Genomic DNA, 18,497 nt, shown 5'->3' with positions numbered 1-18,497 from the left:
GTGCACCCTGTCCAGGACGAGCAGGACGCGAACGCCCCCGTGGCGCACGCGCCCCGGCTGCAGCCGCACGTGCGCAGCTCACGGCCCACGGCCGTGCTGCTGCTGGTGCTGGCCGTCGCCCTCGTCCTCGGCGGCCAGACGGTCCGCTCGCTCGAGGCAGGGGCGCAGGCGCTGCTGCTGAACGTGGTGGGCATGAACGCCCAGGCCCTGGGCCAGGCGGTGATCTTCCCCCTCGACGGTCGCTGGGTCGGGGTCGGGTTCACCCTCGGCTGCAGCGTCGCCCCGCTGACCGCGCTCTTCCTGGGCGGGAGCGCCGTCGCCGCCTGGGTGCGCCCGCTGCGGCTGCGCTCGGTCGCCCTCGGGGTGGGCGCCCTGGTCCTCGTCTTCGTCCTCGCCAACCAGATCCGCATCGCCACCATCGTGGCGATGATGCGTCTCCTCGGATTCGAGCGAGGATACGAGGTCAGCCATATCTTTCTGGGTTCGGCGATCAGCACCCTGGGTTTCGTGGCGGCCGTGATCGTGTTCGTGCGACTGGTTCTGCGTGAGCCGGCCGTCGTTTCCCCGGCGGGCACCTCGTGAGCCTGACGCTGGCCCCCTGGATCGACGTCCTGGCGCTGGCCCTGTGCATCACCTTCCTCAGCTATGTGCTCGCCATCCTGCTTCCTTTCGTGCGTCTCGAGGAGACGCCCGAAGGTGACGCCGACGAGCTGGACTGGCACCTTCTCATTCCCTGCCTGAACGAGGAGGCCGTCATTTCCCGGACCATTTCGCGGCTGCGTCGGACGCACCCCCGCGTGCATGTCTGGGCCATCGACGACGATTCATCCGACGCCACCCTGGCGCTCATCGAGGCGGCCGCCCGCGACGACGACCAGGTGCACCTGGTGCGGCGTACCGCGCCGGAGGCGCAGCAGGGCAAGGGGGCCGCGCTGAACGCCGGCTGGCGCGCGATCCACCAGTACCTCACCACCACCTCCGGACAGGCATACCCGACCCGGGCGGAGCAGACCATCGTGGGCGTCATCGACGCCGACGGGATGCTCGACCCTCGGGCGCTGACGGTGCTCAGCGGGCCGCGACTGTTCGGCGACGCGAAGGTCGGCGCCACCCAGCTGCAGGTCCGGATGATCAACCGCGGCGTCGAGGGGCGCATCGACGCCTCCGACCCGGCCGCCCCCACCTGGCTGGGGCGGATGCTGGTGACGCTGCAGGACATGGAGTTCCGCACGGTCATCGCCGCCATGCAGCACCTGCGCCGCACCCTCGGGTCGGTCGGGATGGGTGGCAACGGCCAGTTCACCCGGATGTCGGTGCTGGACACCATCGCGCAAGAGCACGGCACGCCGTGGCACGGGGCGCTGCTCGAGGACTTCGAGCTCGGGCTGCACGTGCTGCTGGCCGGTCGGCGCAACGAGTACTGCAACGACGTGTGGGTCGCCCAGGAGGGTCTGCCCTCGGTCCGCGCCCTGGTGCGGCAGCGGACCCGGTGGGCCCAGGGCGGTATGCAGTGCTCGCGCTACCTGCCGGCCGTGCTGCGGTCCCGGCACCTGACCACCCCCGCCGCGCTGGAGATCTGCTACTTCCTGCTCATCCCGTGGACCCAGCTGGTCGGCACGGTCGTCTACACCGCGGCCTGGACGTTCGTGGCCACCGTCGCGTTCTCCTCGGTCGGCGGGGTCGGCGGCTGGTTCCTCGGCGGCGCGTGGGGCCTCATCCCGCTCATCGTCGCCTTCGGGATCGCCCCGCTCGCGCTCTGGGGTCCGGTCTACCGGATCAAGGCCGAGCCGGGCACCGGCAAGGGCGGCGCGGTCCTGCTCGGGCTCGCCTACTGGCTCTACAGCTACCTGATGATCATCTCCGTCTGGCGGGCGGCCTTCCGTCTCCTGCGCAGCCGGAGCGACTGGGTCAAGACCGACCGCATCTACACAGACCTCCACCCGGAGCCCATCCCCACCCCATCCATGAAGGAGAAGCATGAACAGCACACGTCCTAACCGCTCGGCACGCCGACTGGCGCTGGCCGCGATGGCCGGAGGGATGGCCACCATCCTCGGCGCGACCGCCGCCTCCGCCGCACCGTTCGCCACCCAGGCGAGCGCCCAGGCGCTCTACGTCGGGGTGCTCGACCCGGCGGTGGTCATCGACACCGGCACCGAGACGGCCCAGAACGACGGCAGCGAGGACTCGGTCACCGCGTCCGAGGAGCCGCTCCTGACCGTCCTGGACGGCCAGGACGTCGTCACCGCGGGGGCCCTCGGCGAGGTGGCGGTGGCCAACAACGACGGCACCAGCGCCGCCTGCGCAGGGGTGGTCGGCGAGGGTGGCTCGGTCGACGTGGGCGACCCCCTCGACTGCGGCATCCCCGGCACCGACCCGGTGGAGATCCAGCTCGCCGACGTGGTGGGCGCGGTGTCGGCCTCCATCCAGGCCGACGCGATCACCGCCACCTGCACCGGAGCCGCGGACGGCACGGTCACCGGCGACGCGGTGCTGACCAACGCCCAGCTGGTGGTGTCGGCGCCGCCGCTCGTCAACGTGGAGGTCGACCTGGCATCCGACGTGGCGCCGAACACCAACGCCCTCGACGTGCTCTCCCCCACCGTGGCGGCACTGCTGTCGCCGCTGGTGGACGTCACGCTCAACGAGCAGGTCCCGCTGGACCCGGAGGAGTCCGGTGACGGCTACTACGGCGGCCTGAGCGTCACGGCGATCAGCGTCGACGCCCTGGACGGCGGCCTGGCCGACGTGGACCTGGGCACGGTCACCTGCGGGCCGAGCGCCGACCTGGCCCTCGTCCCCGCGGTGCCGCTGGCCGGTCTGCCGATCGCCCTGGGCACGCTGGCCGTCGCCGGCGGCGGTGCCGCCCTCGTGACCCGCCGTCGTCAGCGCCCCACCAGCTGACAGCGGCGTACGCGCCCGGTCACCCTCGTCCCAGGGGTGGCCGGGCGTTCCGCTGCCCTGCGGCTCCCCGGGGGACGGTGACCGCTCGCCGGCTACCGCTCGACGGTGCCGTCGTTGAAGGGCATCAGCGGTGCCAGCGCCGGGAAGACCCACCCGAAGAGGACCACCACGGCACCGGCCAGCGCGAGCAGCACCAGCAGCAGACGCACCGGGACGGGCCCGGGCAGGTGGCGCCAGATCCAGGCATACATCAGCGGTTCACCCCTCGCCCACGGCCCGGGCGTCCCCCAGCTCGGGCGGCGGCCCCGCCGAGCGCGGCACCGAGCGGTCCAGGACCGCATACCCGATCAGACGCTCCTGCGCGCTGAACCGGGGGTGACAGGCGGTGAGCACCATCCGCGCCTCCTCCGGCTCGGCCTTGGGCTCCCCCGGCACCGGGGCCAGCACCTGCCAGCGGCCCGGGTCCACCACCTCCAGCTCCTCGAACCGGTAGACGTGGTAGTTGGCTGCCGTCTCCACCACGATCGGGTCACCGGGTGCCATCTCGCCCAGGTCCCACAGCGGTCGGCCGTAGGTGGTCCGGTGGCCGGCCAGGGCGAAGTTGCCCACCTGCCCCGGCCCCGCGGTGTCCGGGTAGTGGCCGAGGACCCCCTGGTTCAGGACGTCGCCCTCGGTCCCCTCCTTGACCACCCGCTCCTCGCCGATGGTGGGCAGGTATGCCACCGCGAGCGCGTCCCCGTACTCGAAGGTGGCCGGGTCCGGTTCCGGGAGGGGCTCGCCCGGTGTCTCCTGCGGTGCCTGGTCGTCCTCCGAGCCCTGCTCCGGGGCCGGGCTGCTCGGCGCGGCGGGTGCTGCCGCGGCGAAGTCCGAGCGCACCTGGGCCAACGTGTCGGAGGCCTGGGCGTTGGCCTGGACGTCGGTCCACCACCCCTGCCAGACGACGAAGAGCAGCAGCGTCACCCCGACGGTGAGCAGGAGGTCACCCAGCCCCTGCGCCCCGCGGCGCAGCAGGGTCGGCAGGGTCCTCGCACGGGACCTCGGCATGGCCCTCCTCCACGTCGGTCGTTGGGCTGTCCTCGATGGTACCGAGTCGCGCGCGACCTCCCGGGCCCGAAACGCTCCCGTAACACCCGGGTGACTCTGCGGAAACCCCCTCCCTCTAGGTTTGAGGTCACCGAACCCCTACCCCGAGCTCTCGCGTGGTTCGCGACCAGGAGGACACATGTTCAACAACGCTGACGAGGTCATCGCCTACATCAAGGACGAGGACGTCAAGTTCATCGACATCAGGTTCTGCGACCTGCCGGGTGTCATGCAGCACTTCAACGTGCCGGCCGCCACGTTCGACGCCGAGGCGTTCGAGACCGGTCAGATGTTCGACGGATCCTCGATCCGCGGCTTCAAGTCGATCCACGAGTCCGACATGAAGCTCATCCCGGACCCGGAGACGGCATACCTCGACCCCTACCGGGTCGAGAAGACGCTGATCATGAACTTCTCCATCGTGGACCCGTTCACCGACGAGCCCTACGAGCGCGACCCGCGCCAGATCGCGCGCCGCGCCGAGGAGTACCTCGCCTCCACCGGGATCGCCGACACCGCCTACTTCGGTGCCGAGGCCGAGTTCTACGTCTTCGACGACGTGCGCTTCTCGACCGGCCCCAGCGGTGGGTACTACCACATCGACTCGGTCGAGGCCGCGTGGAACACCGGTCGCGCGGAGGAGGGCGGCAACCGCGGCTACAAGACGCGGTACAAGGGCGGCTACTTCCCCGTCCCGCCGGTCGACCACTTCGCCGACATCCGCGACCAGATGGTCCTGGACCTGGGCAAGGTCGGCCTGGACGTCGAGCGTGCGCACCACGAGGTCGGCACCGCGGGCCAGCAGGAGATCAACTACAAGTTCAACACCCTGCTGCACGCCGGCGACGACATGATGAAGTTCAAGTACGCCATCAAGAACCGTGCCTGGGCGGCCGGCAAGACGGCCACCTTCATGCCCAAGCCGGTCTTCGGTGACAACGGCTCCGGTATGCACACTCACCAGAGCCTCTGGAAGAACGGCGAGCCGCTGTTCTACGACGAGAACGGCTACGGCGGCCTGTCCGACATGGCGCGCTGGTACATCGGTGGCCTGCTCGCCCACGGCCCGGCCCTGCTGGCGTTCACGAACCCGTCGCTGAACTCCTACCACCGCCTGGTGCCCGGCTTCGAGGCCCCGATCAACCTGGTCTACTCGGCCCGGAACCGTTCGGCCTGCGTCCGCATCCCGATCACCGGCAGCTCCCCCAAGGCCAAGCGCATCGAGTACCGGGTGCCGGACCCCTCGGCCAACCCGTACCTGGCCTTCTCGGCACAGATGATGGCCGGCCTGGACGGCATCAAGAACCGGATCGAGCCGCCGGCGCCGGTCGACAAGGACCTCTACGAGCTGCCGCCGGAGGAGATGGCCGACATCGCCCAGCTGCCGACCTCGCTGCCCGAGGTGCTGGAGGCCCTGGAGGACGACCACGCCTTCCTCACCGAGGGAGAGGTCTTCACCGAGGACCTGCTCGGGGCCTGGGTCGACTACAAGCGCGCGCACGAGATCACCCCGATCCGGCTGCGCCCGCACCCGCACGAGTTCGAGCTGTACTTCGACATCTGATCGACGCACGCCCGGCATCTGAGTCGGGCCGGAAGGGGCAGGTGGCGGTTGCGCCACCTGCCCCCTTCACGCGTCCCGGATGGGATCATGACCGGCATGAACCGCCTGGAACGGTGGGAGGCGCGCACCCAGACCTTCATGCTGGTCCTGGCCTTCGTCTTCCTCCTCGCCTTCGCCCTGCCCATCGTCGACCCGAACCTGCCCGCGCCCGTGCGGCGGACCAGCCTGGTGGTGCAGGACGTCGTCTGGGCGATCTTCCTGGTCGACTACGCCTACCGGCTCGTCGTCGCGCCGAAGAAGTGGGCCTTCGTGCGGGCCCACCTCATCGACCTGGCCGCGGTCGCCCTGCCCGCCCTGCGCCCGCTGCGTCTGGTGGCCGCGCTCTCGCTGCTGCACCAGGCCGCCGGAAACAAGCTGCGAGGCCACGTCGCGATGTACGTGAGCGCAGCCACGGTCATGGTCGTCACCATCTCCTCGCTGGCCGTGCTCAACGCCGAGCGCGGCTCGTCGGAGGCCACCATCACCCGGTGGCAGGACGCCCTGTGGTGGGCGGTCGCCACGGTCACCACCGTGGGCTACGGCGACTTCTACCCCGTCACCCTGGAGGGACGCCTCTTCGCCTTCGGCCTGATGCTCTGCGGGATCGGTCTGCTGGGCGTGGTGACGGCGAGCCTGGCCTCCTGGCTGCTGGAGCGGATCGCCGACGACGACAGCGACGACGGGGGCCCCGACCCGGCCACCGCCCAGGACGTCCGGGAGCTGAGTGCGCAGGTGCAGGCCCTGCGGGCGGAGGTGCTGGCGCTCAGGCCGGACGGCGGCGCGAGCCCGCCCCGCTGAGGCTCACAGCACTGCCCTCAGCCGTGCCGCGACGTCCTGCGCCTGACCCTCGGCATACCGGACCCGGGGCCAGAAGAAGCCGCGCAGCCCGTCACCCTTGGTGCGGGGGACGACGTGCACGTGCAGGTGCGGGACCGACTGGCTGACCGTGTTGTTCATCGCGACGAAGCTGCCCTGGGCGCCGAGCACGTCCTTCACCGCGGCCGCCGTCTCGCGCGCCGCGGCGAAGAGCGGGACCAGCAGCTCGTCCGGCAGCTCGGTCAGCGTGTCGACGTGCACCCGCGGCACCAGCAGCACGTGCCCCGGGAAGACCGGCCGCACGTCGAGGAACCCGACGACCTCGTCCCGTTCCAGCACCACCTCGGCCGGCTCCTGGCCCGACACGATCCGGCAGAAGAGACAGCTCATGCCGGGCACGCTACGCGGCCGACCCGCCGAGCACCTCGCGGGCCGCGTCCCCGACCACGGCGGCCATCTCCTCGACCTCGGCGTCGGTGACCACCAGCGGCGGCCCCAGCAGGAGGGTGTCACCGCGCACCCCGTCGGCGCAGCCGCTCCCCGGGTAGACGAGGACCCCGCGGTCCCGGCAGGCCTGCTGCAGCCGTTCGGTGACCCGCTCCGAACGCTCGAAGGGCTCCTTGCTCGCCCGGTCGGACACCAGCTCCACCGCCTGCAGCAGCCCCCGGCCACGAACGTCGCCGACGGCCTCGACACCGCCGAGCTCGCGCCGCAGCGCCTCGTGCAGCCGCTGCCCCTGACGGGCCGAGGCCCGCACCAGGTCCTCGCGCTGCAGCACCCGGAGCACCGCGAGACCGGTGGCGGCACCCACGACGTGGTGGGAGTAGGTGTAGCCGTGCACGAAGCCGGAGCCGGACAGCACCTCGTGCACGGGACCGCTGGCCACCGCGAGACCCAGCGGCCAGTAGCCGGAGGCGGTCCCCTTGCCGGCGACCAGCAGGTCTGGTCGCAGACCCCAGTGGTCGCTCGCGAACCAGGTCCCGGTCCGGCCGAACCCGGTCATCACCTCGTCGGCGACGACCAGGACCCCGTGCTGCCGGCATACCTCGGTGACGGCGTCCCAGTAGTCGTCCGGGGGGACGCAGGCACCCAGCCCGGCACCGGAGATCGGCTCCGCGACGAAGGCCGCCACCCGCCCAGGCCCGATCCGGGTGATCAGCTCCTCCAGCGCCTGTGCGTGCCGGCCGGCGCACCCGTGCGGGTGGTCCTCGCCGAAGGCGCACCGGTACTCGTACGGCGTCCCCGTGTGCCGGGCGTGGTCCAGCCACGGCAGGTAGGGCGCGCGCAGCCCGGCCCGGCCGGAGACGTCCAGGGCCCCCCGGGTGTTGCCGTGGTATGCCCCGTCCCGGCCGATCACCACGTCCCGGTCCTCGCCCCGGGCGCGGTGGTAGGAGCGGGCCATCTTCAGCGCCGACTCCACCGCCTCGCTGCCCCCGGAGACCGGGTAGAGGTGCGGGTCGTCCATCGGCAGCAGCGGGGCGAGCGCCTCGGCATACTCCTCCAGCGCCTCGCTGGCGAAGGTGGAGCCGTGCACGTACGCGACCCGGCCCGCCTGCGCCGCGGCCGCCTCGACCACCTCGGTGACACCGTGGCCGATGCCGACGACGATCGCGCCACCGGCCGCGTCCAGGTAGCGCCGACCGTCGACGTCGAACAGCTCGCTGCCGCGGCCGTGGCTGATCCGGGGCCGCTCGGCCCCACCGCGGGAGAAGATGTGCCGGTCGCTCACCGGCGTCTCAGCGCTGTGCAGCCGCGGCGACCGCCTCGCCGAAGATGCGCAGACCGGTCCGCGCCTCCTCTTCGGTGACCACCAGCGGCGGGGACATCCTGACCACGCTCTCGCCGGCCTCCAGCACCAGCAGACCGCGCTCGTAGGCGGCTTGCTGGACCGCGGACGACACGGACCCGTCGGTGAACTCCACGCCGATCATCAGGCCGACACCGCGCACGTCGACCACCAGCTCCGGGTGCCGGGTCTGGATCTCGCGCAGCCCGGCGAGCAGCATGTCGCCGACCTCGGTGGCGTGCGCCAACAGGCCCTGCGACTCGATGACCCGCAGGGTGGCCAGGCCCGCGGCGCACGGCACCGGGCTGCCGCCGTAGGTGGACCCGTGCGTCCCGACGCCCCAGGCCTCCATCAGCGAGGCCCGCGCGATGATCGCGCCCAGCGGCAGACCGGAGGCGATCCCCTTGGCGGAGAGCAGCATGTCCGGCTCGACCCCCGTTTGCTCGATCGCCCACATGGTGCCGGTGCGACCCATCCCGCACTGCACCTCGTCGGCGATGAGCAGGATGCCGTGCTCGTCGCACAGGTCGCGCAGGCGACGCATCCACCCCTCGCCGGGGACGATGTAGCCGCCCTCGCCCTGGATCGGCTCGACGAAGATGGCTGCCACCTCGGTGGGGGCCACGTCGTGCCGGAAGATCTTCTCGAGCTGCTCGAAGGTGGCGTTGTCCTCGGTGCCGGCGCGGACGGCGGCCGGGTCGGCATAGGGCACGTGCAGCACGCCGGGAAGCAGCGGCCCGAAGCCGGCGTGGTACTTCGGCTTGGAGCTGGTCAGCGACACGGCGCCGTAGGTGCGGCCGTGGAAGGCACCGTAGAAGCTGATCACGTAGGGCCGCTTGGTCGCGTACCGGGCCAGCTTGAGCGCACCCTCGACCGCCTCGGCACCCGAGTTGGTGAGGAAGACGCGCACCTGCTCCGACATCGGCGCGGTGTCGGCCAGCGCCCGGCACATCTGCGAGTAGACGGGCAGGAAGAAGTCGCTGGCCGAGTAGTGCAGCAGGTCGGCGGCCTGCTCCTGCACCGCACGCACCACCTCCGGGTGCGCGTGCCCGGTGGAGTTCACCGCGATGCCGGCGTTGAAGTCGAGAAACAGGTTGCCGTCCACGTCCTCGATCCGGGACCCCAGGCCCCGGCGCGGCGCGAACGGGTATGCCCGCGGCAGCGACGGGCTGGTCACCGCCTGGTCGCCCTCGACCACCTCGCGGGTGCGGGGTCCGGGCAGCTCGGTGCGCAGGTCGGGCACCGGGCGCGAGGGATCGGCCCAGCCGGTGCCGGTGTTGGTGGGGGTGCCGGTGAGGGTGTCGGTCATCAGGGTCTCTTTCACAACGATGTCGGGTGGGACGAGTGGGGCCGGGCGTGGTCAGCCGACGACGGTCTGGGACTGCTCGCGCATGAAGAGCTGGACGTAGTGCAGGCCGCCACCGGCCTTGCCGGAGCTGCCCGAGCCCTTCCAGCCGCCGAACGGCTGCACGCCGGGCCAGGCGCCGGTGGTGGCCCCGGCCGGGCGGTTCACGTAGACAACGCCGGCCTCGATGCGGGCCAGGAACTCCTCGATCTCCTCCTGCCGGCCGGAGAACAGCCCTGCCGTGAGACCGAAGACGGTCTCGTTGGCGTGCCCCAGCGCCTCGTCCAGCGAGTCGACCGGCGCGACGACCGCGAGCGGGACGAAGAGCTCCTTCTCGAAGAGCTCGTCGTCGGCGGGGAGCCCGGAGATGAGGGTCGGCTGCACGTAGTAGCCGGGGAGCCCGTCCCGTCCCTGCAGCACCTCACCACCGGTGACGACGGTGCCACCGGCCGCGCGGGCGTGCTCGACCGCGTCCCGGAAGCGCTCGACGGCGTCGGCGTCGATGACCGGGCCGGTGAACGTCTCCCGCTCCAGGGGGTCACCGACGACGACCTCACCGAGGGCGGCGCCCAGGCGCCGGACCAGCTCGTCGTGCACGGACCGGTCCACGTAGACCCGGGAGCACGCCGAGCACTTCTGCCCGGAGGCCCCCGCGACCGAACGGGTGATGCCCTTCGCCGCGGCGTCCAGGTCCGCGGTGGCGGTCACGATCGTCGGGTTCTTCCCACCCATCTCGGTGATCACCGGACGGGGGTAGGAACCGCGGAAGGCGTCGATCACAGACATCCCCCCGGTGTAGGAGCCGGTGAAGGTCAGCCCGTCGACCCCCGGGTGCGCCACCAGGGCCTTACCGACCTCGTCGCCGCCCGGGAGGATCTGCATCAGGCCCTCGGGCAGACCCGCCTCGAGCATCGTCTCGTAGAGCTTCCAGGCGACGTGGGTGCCCTGCACGGACGGCTTGAGCACCACCGCGTTGCCGGCGACCAGCGCCGCGGCGGCCGGGCCGGCGGCCAGCGCCATCGGGAAGTTGAAGGGGCTGATCACGGCCCAGACGCCGTGCGGCTTGAGCACCGACCGGGTCAGCTCGGTGCTGCTGAGCTGCTCCATCGCGGCCTCGAAGCCGCCGTTGTTCTCGACCTGGTCGCAGTAGTAGCGGAAGAAGACCGCCGACTCCTCCACGTCACCGAGTGCCTCGAGGCGGTTCTTGCCCACCTCCATGGTCATCAGCGCCGCCATCTCCGGGGCGCGCTCGCTGATCAGGTCGGCCACTGCCCGCAGCACCCGCAGACGCTCCTGCCAGGGGGTCGCTGCCCACCGGACGCCCGCCGCTCGGGCCGCGGCCACCGCGCTCTCCAGTGCCTGCGGGGACGCTGCGCTCACCCGGGCGATCAGCACCGACGGGTCGGCCGGGCTGTGCACCTCGACCGGGTCGCCGGGCGACGGGTCACCAGGTGCCCCGATCTGTGCCCCCAGCCATCCCCGGGCGGTCCTGACGCCGTCGTCGTAGGCGGCGTTCAGCTCCTCGTTGTCAGCGGTCAGCGTGGCGTAGGTCACCTGGGTGGTTCCGGACACAGCGGCGTCTCCTCATCGCTCGTGACACGTGCAGTTCATCCGTCACTATGCCAGATTGACAGGACGATTCACTGTGCCATCGACGTTCTACCGGAAGATCTCCGGCGTCTGACGCCAGCGATGCTACCTCAGGAGAGGCGTCGTCGCACCGAGCTGGTCCAGCACGAAGGCGATCTCGAAGGACGCCTCCCGCCAGGCGTCATACCGTCCGGTGCGACCACCGTGACCGGCCACCATCTCGGTCTTCAGCAGGATCGGGCGCTCCTCCTGGTCGCTGGTCACGGTCTCCCGCAACCGGGCCACCCACTTGGCCGGCTCGACGAAGAAGACGCGCGTGTCGTTCAGGCCGGTGGTGGCCAGGATCGCCGGGTAGCCGACCGGGCGGATGTTCTCGTACGGCGTGTAGGAGCGCATCAGGGCGTAGATGTCCGCGGACTCCAACGGGTTCCCCCACTCCTCCCACTCCCCCACGGTCAGCGGCAGCGCCGGGTTGAGGATGGTGGTCAACGCGTCGACGAAGGCCACCCCGGCGTGCACCACCCGGAACTTCTCCGGCGCCAGGTTCAGCACCGCCCCCATCAGCAGGCCCCCGGCCGAGCGGCCCTCGGCGGCGAGCCGGTCGGGCGCCACCCAGCCGGTGTCCACCAGGTGCTCGGCACAGGCGACGAAGTCGGTGAAGGTATTGTTCTTCAGCTCCATGCGGCCGTCCTCGTACCAGCCGCGGCCCATCTCCCCACCACCGCGCACGTGGGCGACCGCGTAGACGACGCCGCGGTCCAGGTAGGACAGCCGGGAGATGGAGAAGTAGGGGTCGACGGAGATCTCGTAGGAGCCGTAGCCGTAGAGCATCCCGGGGTGGTTCCCGTCCGGCTCCAGGCCACGCCGGGACACCAGCGAGATGGGGACCCGGGTGCCGTCCGGGGCGGTCGCCCACAGCCGCTGCTGCTGGTAGTCGGCAGGGTCGTACCCACCGAGCACCGGCTGCCGCTTCACCAGCGTGAGTCCGCCGGTGGCCAGGTCGAGGTCGTAGACGCTGCGCGGGGTCACCATCGACTCGAGCTGCACCTGCACGGTGCTCGCCTCGAAGGTGGGGTTGGCGCCGGTCTCGATGGAGTAGACCTCCTCCTCGACCGGGACCTGGTAGCCGGAGCCGACCGGGCGACCGTGCCCGGACAGCGGCAGCACCTGCAGCTGGGTGAGGCCCTCCCGGCGCAGCGACAGCACCAGGTGCCCGGCGAAGGCCTCGACCCCGCTCATCCGCACCCCGTCCTCCCCCGGGACGACCGTGCTCCACTCCTGCGCGGAGGTGGCACCGATGGGCGCCACCGCGAGCTCGAAGTCGCGGTGCGCGCGGTTGTGCACCACCCACAGGTGCTCACCGGCCGGCTCGACGTCGTACTCGACGCCCTCCTCGCGGGGTGCCACCACCCGCAGCTCGCCGGTCGGGTCCTCGGCGTCCAGCAACCGGCACTCGGAGGTGTTCTTGCTGCCCAGCCAGAGGATGACGTGCCGGTCGTCGCGCGAGGCGCCGATCCCCATCCAGAAGCGCTCGTCGTCCTCCTGGTGGACCAGGACGTCCTGCTCGGCGGGGGTGCCGACCTCGTGCCGCCACACCTGGAAGGGGCGCCAGGCCTCGTCGACCCGGGTGTAGAAGAGGTGGTCCCCGGCGGTGGACCAGGCGGTGCCGTAGCCGATCCCGCGGACCGCGTCGTCGATCACCTCGCCGCTGGCCAGGTCCTTGACCCGCAGGTCGAAGCGCTCGTCCCCGGTGGTGTCGACGGCATACGCCAGGCGGTCACCGGCCGGGCTGACGTCGAAGGCGCCGAGGCTGAAGAACTCCTCCCCTGCCGCCTCCCGGTTGCCGTCCAGGAGCACCTCCTCACCCTCCGGCGCCAGACCCGGGTCCAGCTCGGGACGCTCCGGGGCCACGCCGACCGCGATCCGGCCGTGCACCGCGTACTGCTCACCCTCGATGGTGCGGGCGTAGTACCACCAGTCCCGGTGGCGGACCGGGACCGAGAGGTCGGTCTCCTGGGTGCGTCCCTTGATCTCCGCGAAGACGGCGTCCTGCAGCGGTGCCAGGTGCTCGGTGCGCGCCCGGGTGTAGGCGTTCTCCGCCTCGAGGTGAGCGATCACGTCCGGGTCGTCCTTGTCCCGCAGCCACTCGAACGGATCGTCGACGTCCTCCCCGTGGTGCGAGCGGACGGTGTCCACGTGGGCTGCGGCAGGAGGGGTGGGTCGACCAGTCACCCGGCCACGCTACCCCGGCCCGACCCGCGGGTCCGCCGTGGGCGGTGCCCTCCCGTCTACGGTGGAACCATCATGATCCAGCAGCCGATCCGTCACCGCCGCGCCTGCTGGGTGGTCCGCGGCGCCGGGCGCGGGGGCGCCCCGGGGCTGCGCCGTTCCCGGTATGCCCGGATCACCCTGCGCGAGGCCGAGGGCCTGCTGCTCGGGCCCGAGGGCGCCGACATCACCGAGGTCCACGGGGCCGCCCCGACCGCGCACCCGTTGTCCGGGCTCGAGGACTGCACCGGCCAGTGGGTCGGTCTGCTCGCCGACGAGCGGGACGCCACCTGGGTGGCGATGACCGACTTCCACGGCTTCGGCCACCTGTTCTACTACCTGCACCGGCACGCCGACGGCCAGGACGTGTACCTCGGCACCACCCTCGACGTGCTGGTGGACCGGCTCCGCTCCGACGGGATCACCCTGTCCGTGGACTGGGCGTACACCGCCACCACCCTCGCCTCCACGCACACCCTGATGCGCAACCACTGGGCGGAGGAGACCCTGGTGGCCGGGGTCAGCTGCCTCAAGCCCGACCAGCTGCTGATCATCTCCGGGACGGGCGTCGGCACCGTGCCGCGGCCGATGACCGACGACCCGCAGGGACGTTCCTCCGCCGAGCTCCTGGAGGCGGGCATCGCGCGCTCCACCGCGCTGCTGCAGCAGATGGGTGGCGCCTTCGAGGACCTGCGGGTCTTCGCCTCCGGCGGACGGGACACCCGGGTGGTGCTGGCCCTGCTGGCGGAGGCCGGGGTGCTGCCCCGGGTGAGCTTCGCGTCCGCCGACCCGGTGCGCTGGGCCGAGCCCGCGGCGCGACCGGGCCTGTGGCGCGACCTGGTGGTGGCCGACGAGCTGCGCCGGGAGTTGGGGCTGCCCTGGTCCGTCGAGCCCGAGCACGAGGACCGGATGATGGGCCTGGAGGAGAGCATCGCCCACCACCAGAGCTTCTACGCGGGCAGCCAGTGGGCGTTCGCCGCCGAGCGCCAGCTGCGGTGGCCGGTGCGGCCCTACGTCGCGGTGCGCGGTGGCGCCGGTGAGGTGATGCGGACGGCGTACTCCGCGATCCGCCGCAGCACCCCCTGGCAGGTGATGACCGACACCCCCGGGACGCTGCGCCCGGACATCAACCGGCTGCACAAGATGGTCGTGCACCCCGAGGCGCGGCTGGGTGCCGACCTGAGGGACGCCGGGCGGGAGGTCTTCGCCCGGGCCTTCTCCTCACCGGTGCCCGGAGCCGCCATCGGGGAACAGCTGGACGGGCACTACCGGCTGCACCGCAACCGCGTCCACTTCGGGCACGTGCTGCACTCGCTGCACCGTCGTTCGCCGGCGTTCTACCCGTTGGCGATGCCCGAGTTCCTCCGGGCCGCCCAGCTGACACCCTTCGAGCAACGGGACCTCGGGACGACGGCCTTCGACGTCATCGAACGCCTGCAGCCACGCCTGAACAGGCACCGGTTCGCCGACGGCACCTGGCCCGCCGCGCTGTGGCAGCAGCGGGACCCCACGTTCACGGAGCGACCGGAGCCGCCGCAGGGGCCGTTCCGCCCCGACGACCTCCCCGACTACTTCGCTCAGGAGGAGGTCAACCACGGGCGACGCGGGCACCGCAGCGGCGCCCACCGGTTCGAGATCCGCGGCGCGACCCAGACCGAGGCCGTCCGGCTGCTGTGGCGCACGCACGACCTCGCTCCGGACGACCTGCCCGCCGACCTGACGGCGCGGCTCGGCGAGCTGGTGGGGCTGGGGGGCGTCAACGCCGCCTCCACCCTCGTCCGGCTGCGTTCGGTGCTCCGCGCGATCGACTCCCCGGTCACCGACACCCCACCGGCCGCGCTCGAGATCCGACTCTCGCCATGCCCGCGTGGGCGTGGACCGCTGGCGGTGCTGCGACGACGAGAGACCACACCCCCGGAGGTGGTGCGCACCGGCTCCGGAGGCTCGGTGCGCTCGCTGGCCGACATCGTGGACCTGCGCCCCAGCGCGGGGCTGGAGACGTTCGACGCCGACCCCGCCACCCCGCCGGCCGTGTTCTGCCACGCGGCCTTCACCGACGGTCGGCTGGTGGCTCAGCGGGTGGGTGGTGAACGGGCCGGGTGGACGTTCGACCACACCTTCACCCTGCTGCGGGGCAGCACCGTGGTGGCCGAGGAGTCGACCGGGCCGGAGCCGCACGTGCTGCTCGCCACCGCTCCGAAGCCTGGGCGGTACCGGGTACGGCTCACCGCCAGCTGCGCCTCCCGTCCCGAGGTCACCTTCCGGCCGCTGTCGATGCCGGTCGAGGTCCCACGACCCGACTGACCGGTGCTGGCATGCCCTGCGAGGCCAGCCTCGTCGGTCGGGGGCGGTGGGGGGCGTGGTGGTGTGGCCGGCCGGTGGGGGCCGGCGTTGGGGCGGGGTGGTCAGGTGTGCCAGCGGACGGTGCCGCCGGTGATGGTGGCGTGCAGGTCCAGCTGGTGGACGAGGGTGTGGTGGCGCCCGCAGAGCAGGGCCAGGTTGGTGGTGTCGGTGTGTCCGCCGCGGGCCCACCCGTGCAGGTGGTGGCTGTCGCACCATTGCGGTGGGGTGCTGCACCCGGCGAACGTGCACCCGCCGTCGCGGGCGGCGAGGGCTTTCCATTGCCCGGGGGTGGCGTACCGGGCGGTGCGGCCCAGCACCAAGGGTTCTCGGTCGGTCGACAGCCAGATGGGTGTCACGTCCGCCGTGCACGCGAGCTGCGCGGCCTGGCGTGCTGGGACATGTGCGCCGGTCGCCGTGGTCGCGGGGCCGGTAGGTGTCCCGGTGGTCTGGTCGAAGGGGATCATCAGGATCACTGCTGCCCGTGCGCTCGAGGGTGCCGCACCCGGGCGGGACAGGCCGCGGCCGATGACGGCCAGCAGCGCATCGAAGCGGCGCTGGCCCGGGGTCCGCTCATCGGGTTCACCACTGGGGCCGGGGGCGGGTGCGGCGAGGTGGCAGGTCAGCACCCCGTCCAGGGTGGCTGCGGCACTGTCGGGGGCATCGATCGTGAACCGGGTCAGGCCCGGGCCCACGGTCCGGTGGGTGATGGTCCGCAGCTCGTGCGCTGCCCGTTCACGCTCACCCGGTGCGGCCTCGATGAGCAGGTCGTGCACCAGACGCTGGCACACCACCGCCAGGTCCCGATCGGCCAGGTCGACCCGTGCCGCAGCGGCCGTGGCGAGGTCGGTGTACGCCTGGCGTTGGTCCGGGTCCAACGACGACTCCAGGCGCAGCAACGTGCGCGCCACCACCGCACCGCGGTGCACCGCGACCTCACCCCTGGTGACCGCGTCGGCCAGCACGGCGCCCGTGGGGCTCGCCCCGAGCCGGGCCAGGACCGCCACCCGGGACGCGGCCTCGGTACTCAACCACGGGATCCGTACCCGCAGCCAGTCCACCAACGACAACCCGACCTGGGTGTGCAACCCCCGCCCGTAGGCCTCCCGGGCCAGGGTGAACGCGACCGCCTCAGCCTGGGCCTGCACCCGCCCGACCTCCTCCAGGCACGCCACGAGCTGCTCATCCAGGACCTGCACCACCTCATCGCCCGACAGGGCGGCACGGCGCAACCCCCGCCGTGCGGCGTCCAGACCGCCCTGCACCTCACGCGCCGGCAGATCACCGCACTCACCCCGCAACGAGGCGACCACGTCATCCATCACCAGTTGGAACTCATCCCCGTCCAGCCCCTCATCCCACCGGGCCTCGTCCACCCCAGGCTCCACCCCGAACCCGGCCACCGACACGTCACCCGCGCCGCCGCCTTCCCCCCTGAGAACCTCCATACCTCAACCAACCACACCCCACCGACAGACCCGCTGACCTGCGCCTTCGCCGGCACATCCGCTCATATCAGCGTCACACGACCGCCTCCGTCGACCGATCCGTCCGGCGGACGGCATACTCCTCGATCACGACGCCCGACGTGAAGGACCGGGTCCGGGTCAGGTCGAACGCATGCGGCCGGTACGGGCCGGTGCCGAACAGGGGGACGCCGGCGCCCAGGACGACGGGGTGGCGCTTCAGGACCAGCCGGTCGATCTCGGGCAGCAGCGCGCCCGCCAGGTCCCCGCCACCGCACAGCCAGACATCCAACCCGTCCTCCTGCTTCAGGCCACGGACCAGGGCCAGCGGATCGTCGGTGAGGGTGATCGCCGGGTCGACCTCACGCGAGCGCCGGCTGGCGACGACCTGGCGCAGGTGCGGGTAGGGGCTGGTGATGCCCTGGTCGAGTGCGGGGGTGAGCGTGTTCCACCCCATGACCACCGTGTCGAAGCGGGTCCTCGGTGGTTCGGTGCCCCGTGCGGCGTGCGCATGTGCGGGAAGGGCGTCGGCGTACTCGCCGAACACCACCGGCGCGTGGCCCCCGTCGACGAGGAACACGTCGAACCCACCAGCGGGGTCGGCGATGTAGCCGTCCACGCTGACGGCCACGTAGTACACGAGTGCGCGCATCACCTCTCCTATCACGACATCTGTTGTGGCTAAAGTACAACAGACGTCGTGGTCTGGCTAGCATGGGCACCATGGTCCGCAACGACGAACGACGCTCCGGCCTCGCCGACGCCGGTATCCGGGTGCTCGCCGAGGAGGGGGCCCGTGGTCTCACCCATCGCGCCGTCGATGCGGCAGCAGGCACGCCCCGCGGCACCGCGTCGAACTACTTCCCGACCCGCGACGCACTCGTCTCGGCGCTGGTGGACCGCATCGAGGAGCGGCTCACGCCGGATCCCGAGGCCGTCCCCTCGGCGGGCGTCCGGCCTCCCGACCGGGCTCTCTTCGCCGACTACCTGCGTGACGTCGTACGACGGCTCAGCGCCGACCCGCACGTGTCGCTCGCGCTCTTCGAGCTGCGCCTGGAGGCCGCTCGCCGACCCTCCGTCGCCGCGACGCTCGGGGCCTGGCGACAACGGGCGTTCCAGCAAGACGTCACCTTCAACGACGACGCCGGCCTGCCCGGCGGGCGGACCGAGATCGCCCTCTTCCACTACGCCGTCGACGGGTTGATGCTCGACCACCTCACCGTGCCGCTCGACACCGGGCTGTCCGTCGACGCCGCGGTCGACGAGCTCGTCGACCGCATCCTCCGCTGAGGGGCC

General features: G+C 71.9%; 16 protein-coding genes. 7 read left to right on the top strand and 9 right to left on the bottom strand.

The features are described from left to right. The 3 genes from ACI3EY_RS04980 to ACI3EY_RS04970 are packed head-to-tail and all read left to right on the top strand — an operon-like array spanning position 1 to position 2,904. Positions 1-582 (top strand): exosortase/archaeosortase family protein, encoded by a 582-nt coding sequence (locus tag ACI3EY_RS04980; RefSeq protein ID WP_405037779.1) that lies wholly within the window; start codon positions 1-3, stop codon positions 580-582. Then, entirely contained in the window at positions 579-1,997 is a 1,419-nt protein-coding gene (locus ACI3EY_RS04975; RefSeq protein ID WP_405039618.1) for a glycosyltransferase, read from the top strand. The genes ACI3EY_RS04980 and ACI3EY_RS04975 overlap by 4 nt, the downstream gene beginning before the upstream one ends. Continuing rightward, positions 1,978-2,904, top strand: a complete 927-nt coding sequence (locus ACI3EY_RS04970; RefSeq protein WP_405039617.1) for a hypothetical protein — start codon at positions 1,978-1,980, stop codon at positions 2,902-2,904. The genes ACI3EY_RS04975 and ACI3EY_RS04970 overlap by 20 nt, the downstream gene beginning before the upstream one ends. Before the next feature lie 92 nt (positions 2,905-2,996). Here the strand turns inward: ACI3EY_RS04970 and ACI3EY_RS04965 are convergent, their stop codons facing one another. Both ACI3EY_RS04965 and ACI3EY_RS04960 read right to left on the bottom strand, forming a co-directional pair. Then, complete coding sequence (locus tag ACI3EY_RS04965) at positions 2,997-3,155, bottom strand: hypothetical protein (protein WP_405039616.1); 159 nt, start codon at positions 3,153-3,155, stop codon at positions 2,997-2,999. Between the two features lie 7 nt (positions 3,156-3,162). Continuing rightward, positions 3,163-3,948 (bottom strand): class E sortase, encoded by a 786-nt coding sequence (locus ACI3EY_RS04960; protein ID WP_405039615.1) that lies wholly within the window; start codon positions 3,946-3,948, stop codon positions 3,163-3,165. Between the two features lie 178 nt (positions 3,949-4,126). Between ACI3EY_RS04960 and glnA the strand changes: the two genes are divergently transcribed. Beyond that, entirely contained in the window at positions 4,127-5,551 is a 1,425-nt protein-coding gene (gene glnA, locus ACI3EY_RS04955; protein ID WP_405037774.1) for a type I glutamate--ammonia ligase, read from the top strand. An 87-nt stretch (positions 5,552-5,638) separates the two neighbouring features. Beyond that, complete coding sequence (locus tag ACI3EY_RS04950; protein ID WP_405037773.1) at positions 5,639-6,388, top strand: potassium channel family protein; 750 nt, start codon at positions 5,639-5,641, stop codon at positions 6,386-6,388. 3 nt (positions 6,389-6,391) lie between these two features. Here the strand turns inward: ACI3EY_RS04950 and ACI3EY_RS04945 are convergent, their stop codons facing one another. The 5 genes from ACI3EY_RS04945 to ACI3EY_RS04925 all read right to left on the bottom strand — a co-directional run bounded on the left by ACI3EY_RS04945 (position 6,392) and on the right by ACI3EY_RS04925 (position 13,359). After that, a complete protein-coding gene (locus ACI3EY_RS04945; RefSeq protein ID WP_405037772.1) occupies positions 6,392-6,796 on the bottom strand; it encodes an HIT family protein in 405 nt (134 codons plus the stop codon). Between the two features lie 10 nt (positions 6,797-6,806). Then, positions 6,807-8,135: an aminotransferase family protein gene (locus tag ACI3EY_RS04940; RefSeq protein ID WP_405039614.1), complete on the bottom strand. Its 1,329-nt coding sequence runs from the start codon at positions 8,133-8,135 to the stop codon at positions 6,807-6,809. Between the two features lie 7 nt (positions 8,136-8,142). Continuing rightward, positions 8,143-9,501 carry an aminotransferase class III-fold pyridoxal phosphate-dependent enzyme gene (locus ACI3EY_RS04935; protein WP_405039613.1) on the bottom strand — a complete coding sequence of 453 codons (1,359 nt, stop codon included), beginning with the start codon at positions 9,499-9,501 and terminating at the stop codon, positions 8,143-8,145. Positions 9,502-9,552: 51 nt separating this feature from the next. Then, positions 9,553-11,109 carry an aldehyde dehydrogenase family protein gene (locus ACI3EY_RS04930; protein WP_405039612.1) on the bottom strand — a complete coding sequence of 519 codons (1,557 nt, stop codon included), beginning with the start codon at positions 11,107-11,109 and terminating at the stop codon, positions 9,553-9,555. 123 nt (positions 11,110-11,232) lie between these two features. Next, entirely contained in the window at positions 11,233-13,359 is a 2,127-nt protein-coding gene (locus ACI3EY_RS04925) for a S9 family peptidase (protein ID WP_405039611.1), read from the bottom strand. Positions 13,360-13,431: 72 nt separating this feature from the next. Between ACI3EY_RS04925 and ACI3EY_RS04920 the strand changes: the two genes are divergently transcribed. Next, positions 13,432-15,699, top strand: a complete 2,268-nt coding sequence (locus ACI3EY_RS04920; protein ID WP_405039610.1) for a hypothetical protein — start codon at positions 13,432-13,434, stop codon at positions 15,697-15,699. 101 nt (positions 15,700-15,800) lie between these two features. On the opposite strand, the gene ACI3EY_RS04915 is transcribed toward ACI3EY_RS04920, so the two are convergent. Together ACI3EY_RS04915 and ACI3EY_RS04910 are read right to left on the bottom strand one after the other, a co-directional pair. Then, the gene (locus tag ACI3EY_RS04915; protein ID WP_405039609.1) at positions 15,801-17,183 is read right to left on the bottom strand and encodes an HNH endonuclease signature motif containing protein; all 1,383 of its coding nucleotides are present in this window, start codon (positions 17,181-17,183) and stop codon (positions 15,801-15,803) included. A gap of 73 nt (positions 17,184-17,256) precedes the next feature. Continuing rightward, the gene (locus ACI3EY_RS04910) at positions 17,257-17,853 is read right to left on the bottom strand and encodes a dihydrofolate reductase family protein (protein ID WP_405039608.1); all 597 of its coding nucleotides are present in this window, start codon (positions 17,851-17,853) and stop codon (positions 17,257-17,259) included. Positions 17,854-17,924: 71 nt separating this feature from the next. Between ACI3EY_RS04910 and ACI3EY_RS04905 the strand changes: the two genes are divergently transcribed. Next, the gene (locus ACI3EY_RS04905; RefSeq protein WP_405037764.1) at positions 17,925-18,491 is read left to right on the top strand and encodes a TetR/AcrR family transcriptional regulator; all 567 of its coding nucleotides are present in this window, start codon (positions 17,925-17,927) and stop codon (positions 18,489-18,491) included. The last annotated feature ends 6 nt before the right edge of the window (positions 18,492-18,497 follow it).

This window comes from Serinicoccus shuyuelongi (assembly GCF_045032955.1).
In the GTDB taxonomy this organism is placed as follows: domain Bacteria; phylum Actinomycetota; class Actinomycetes; order Actinomycetales; family Dermatophilaceae; genus Ornithinicoccus.
This window is presented reverse-complemented; position numbering and strand designations above follow the sequence as displayed.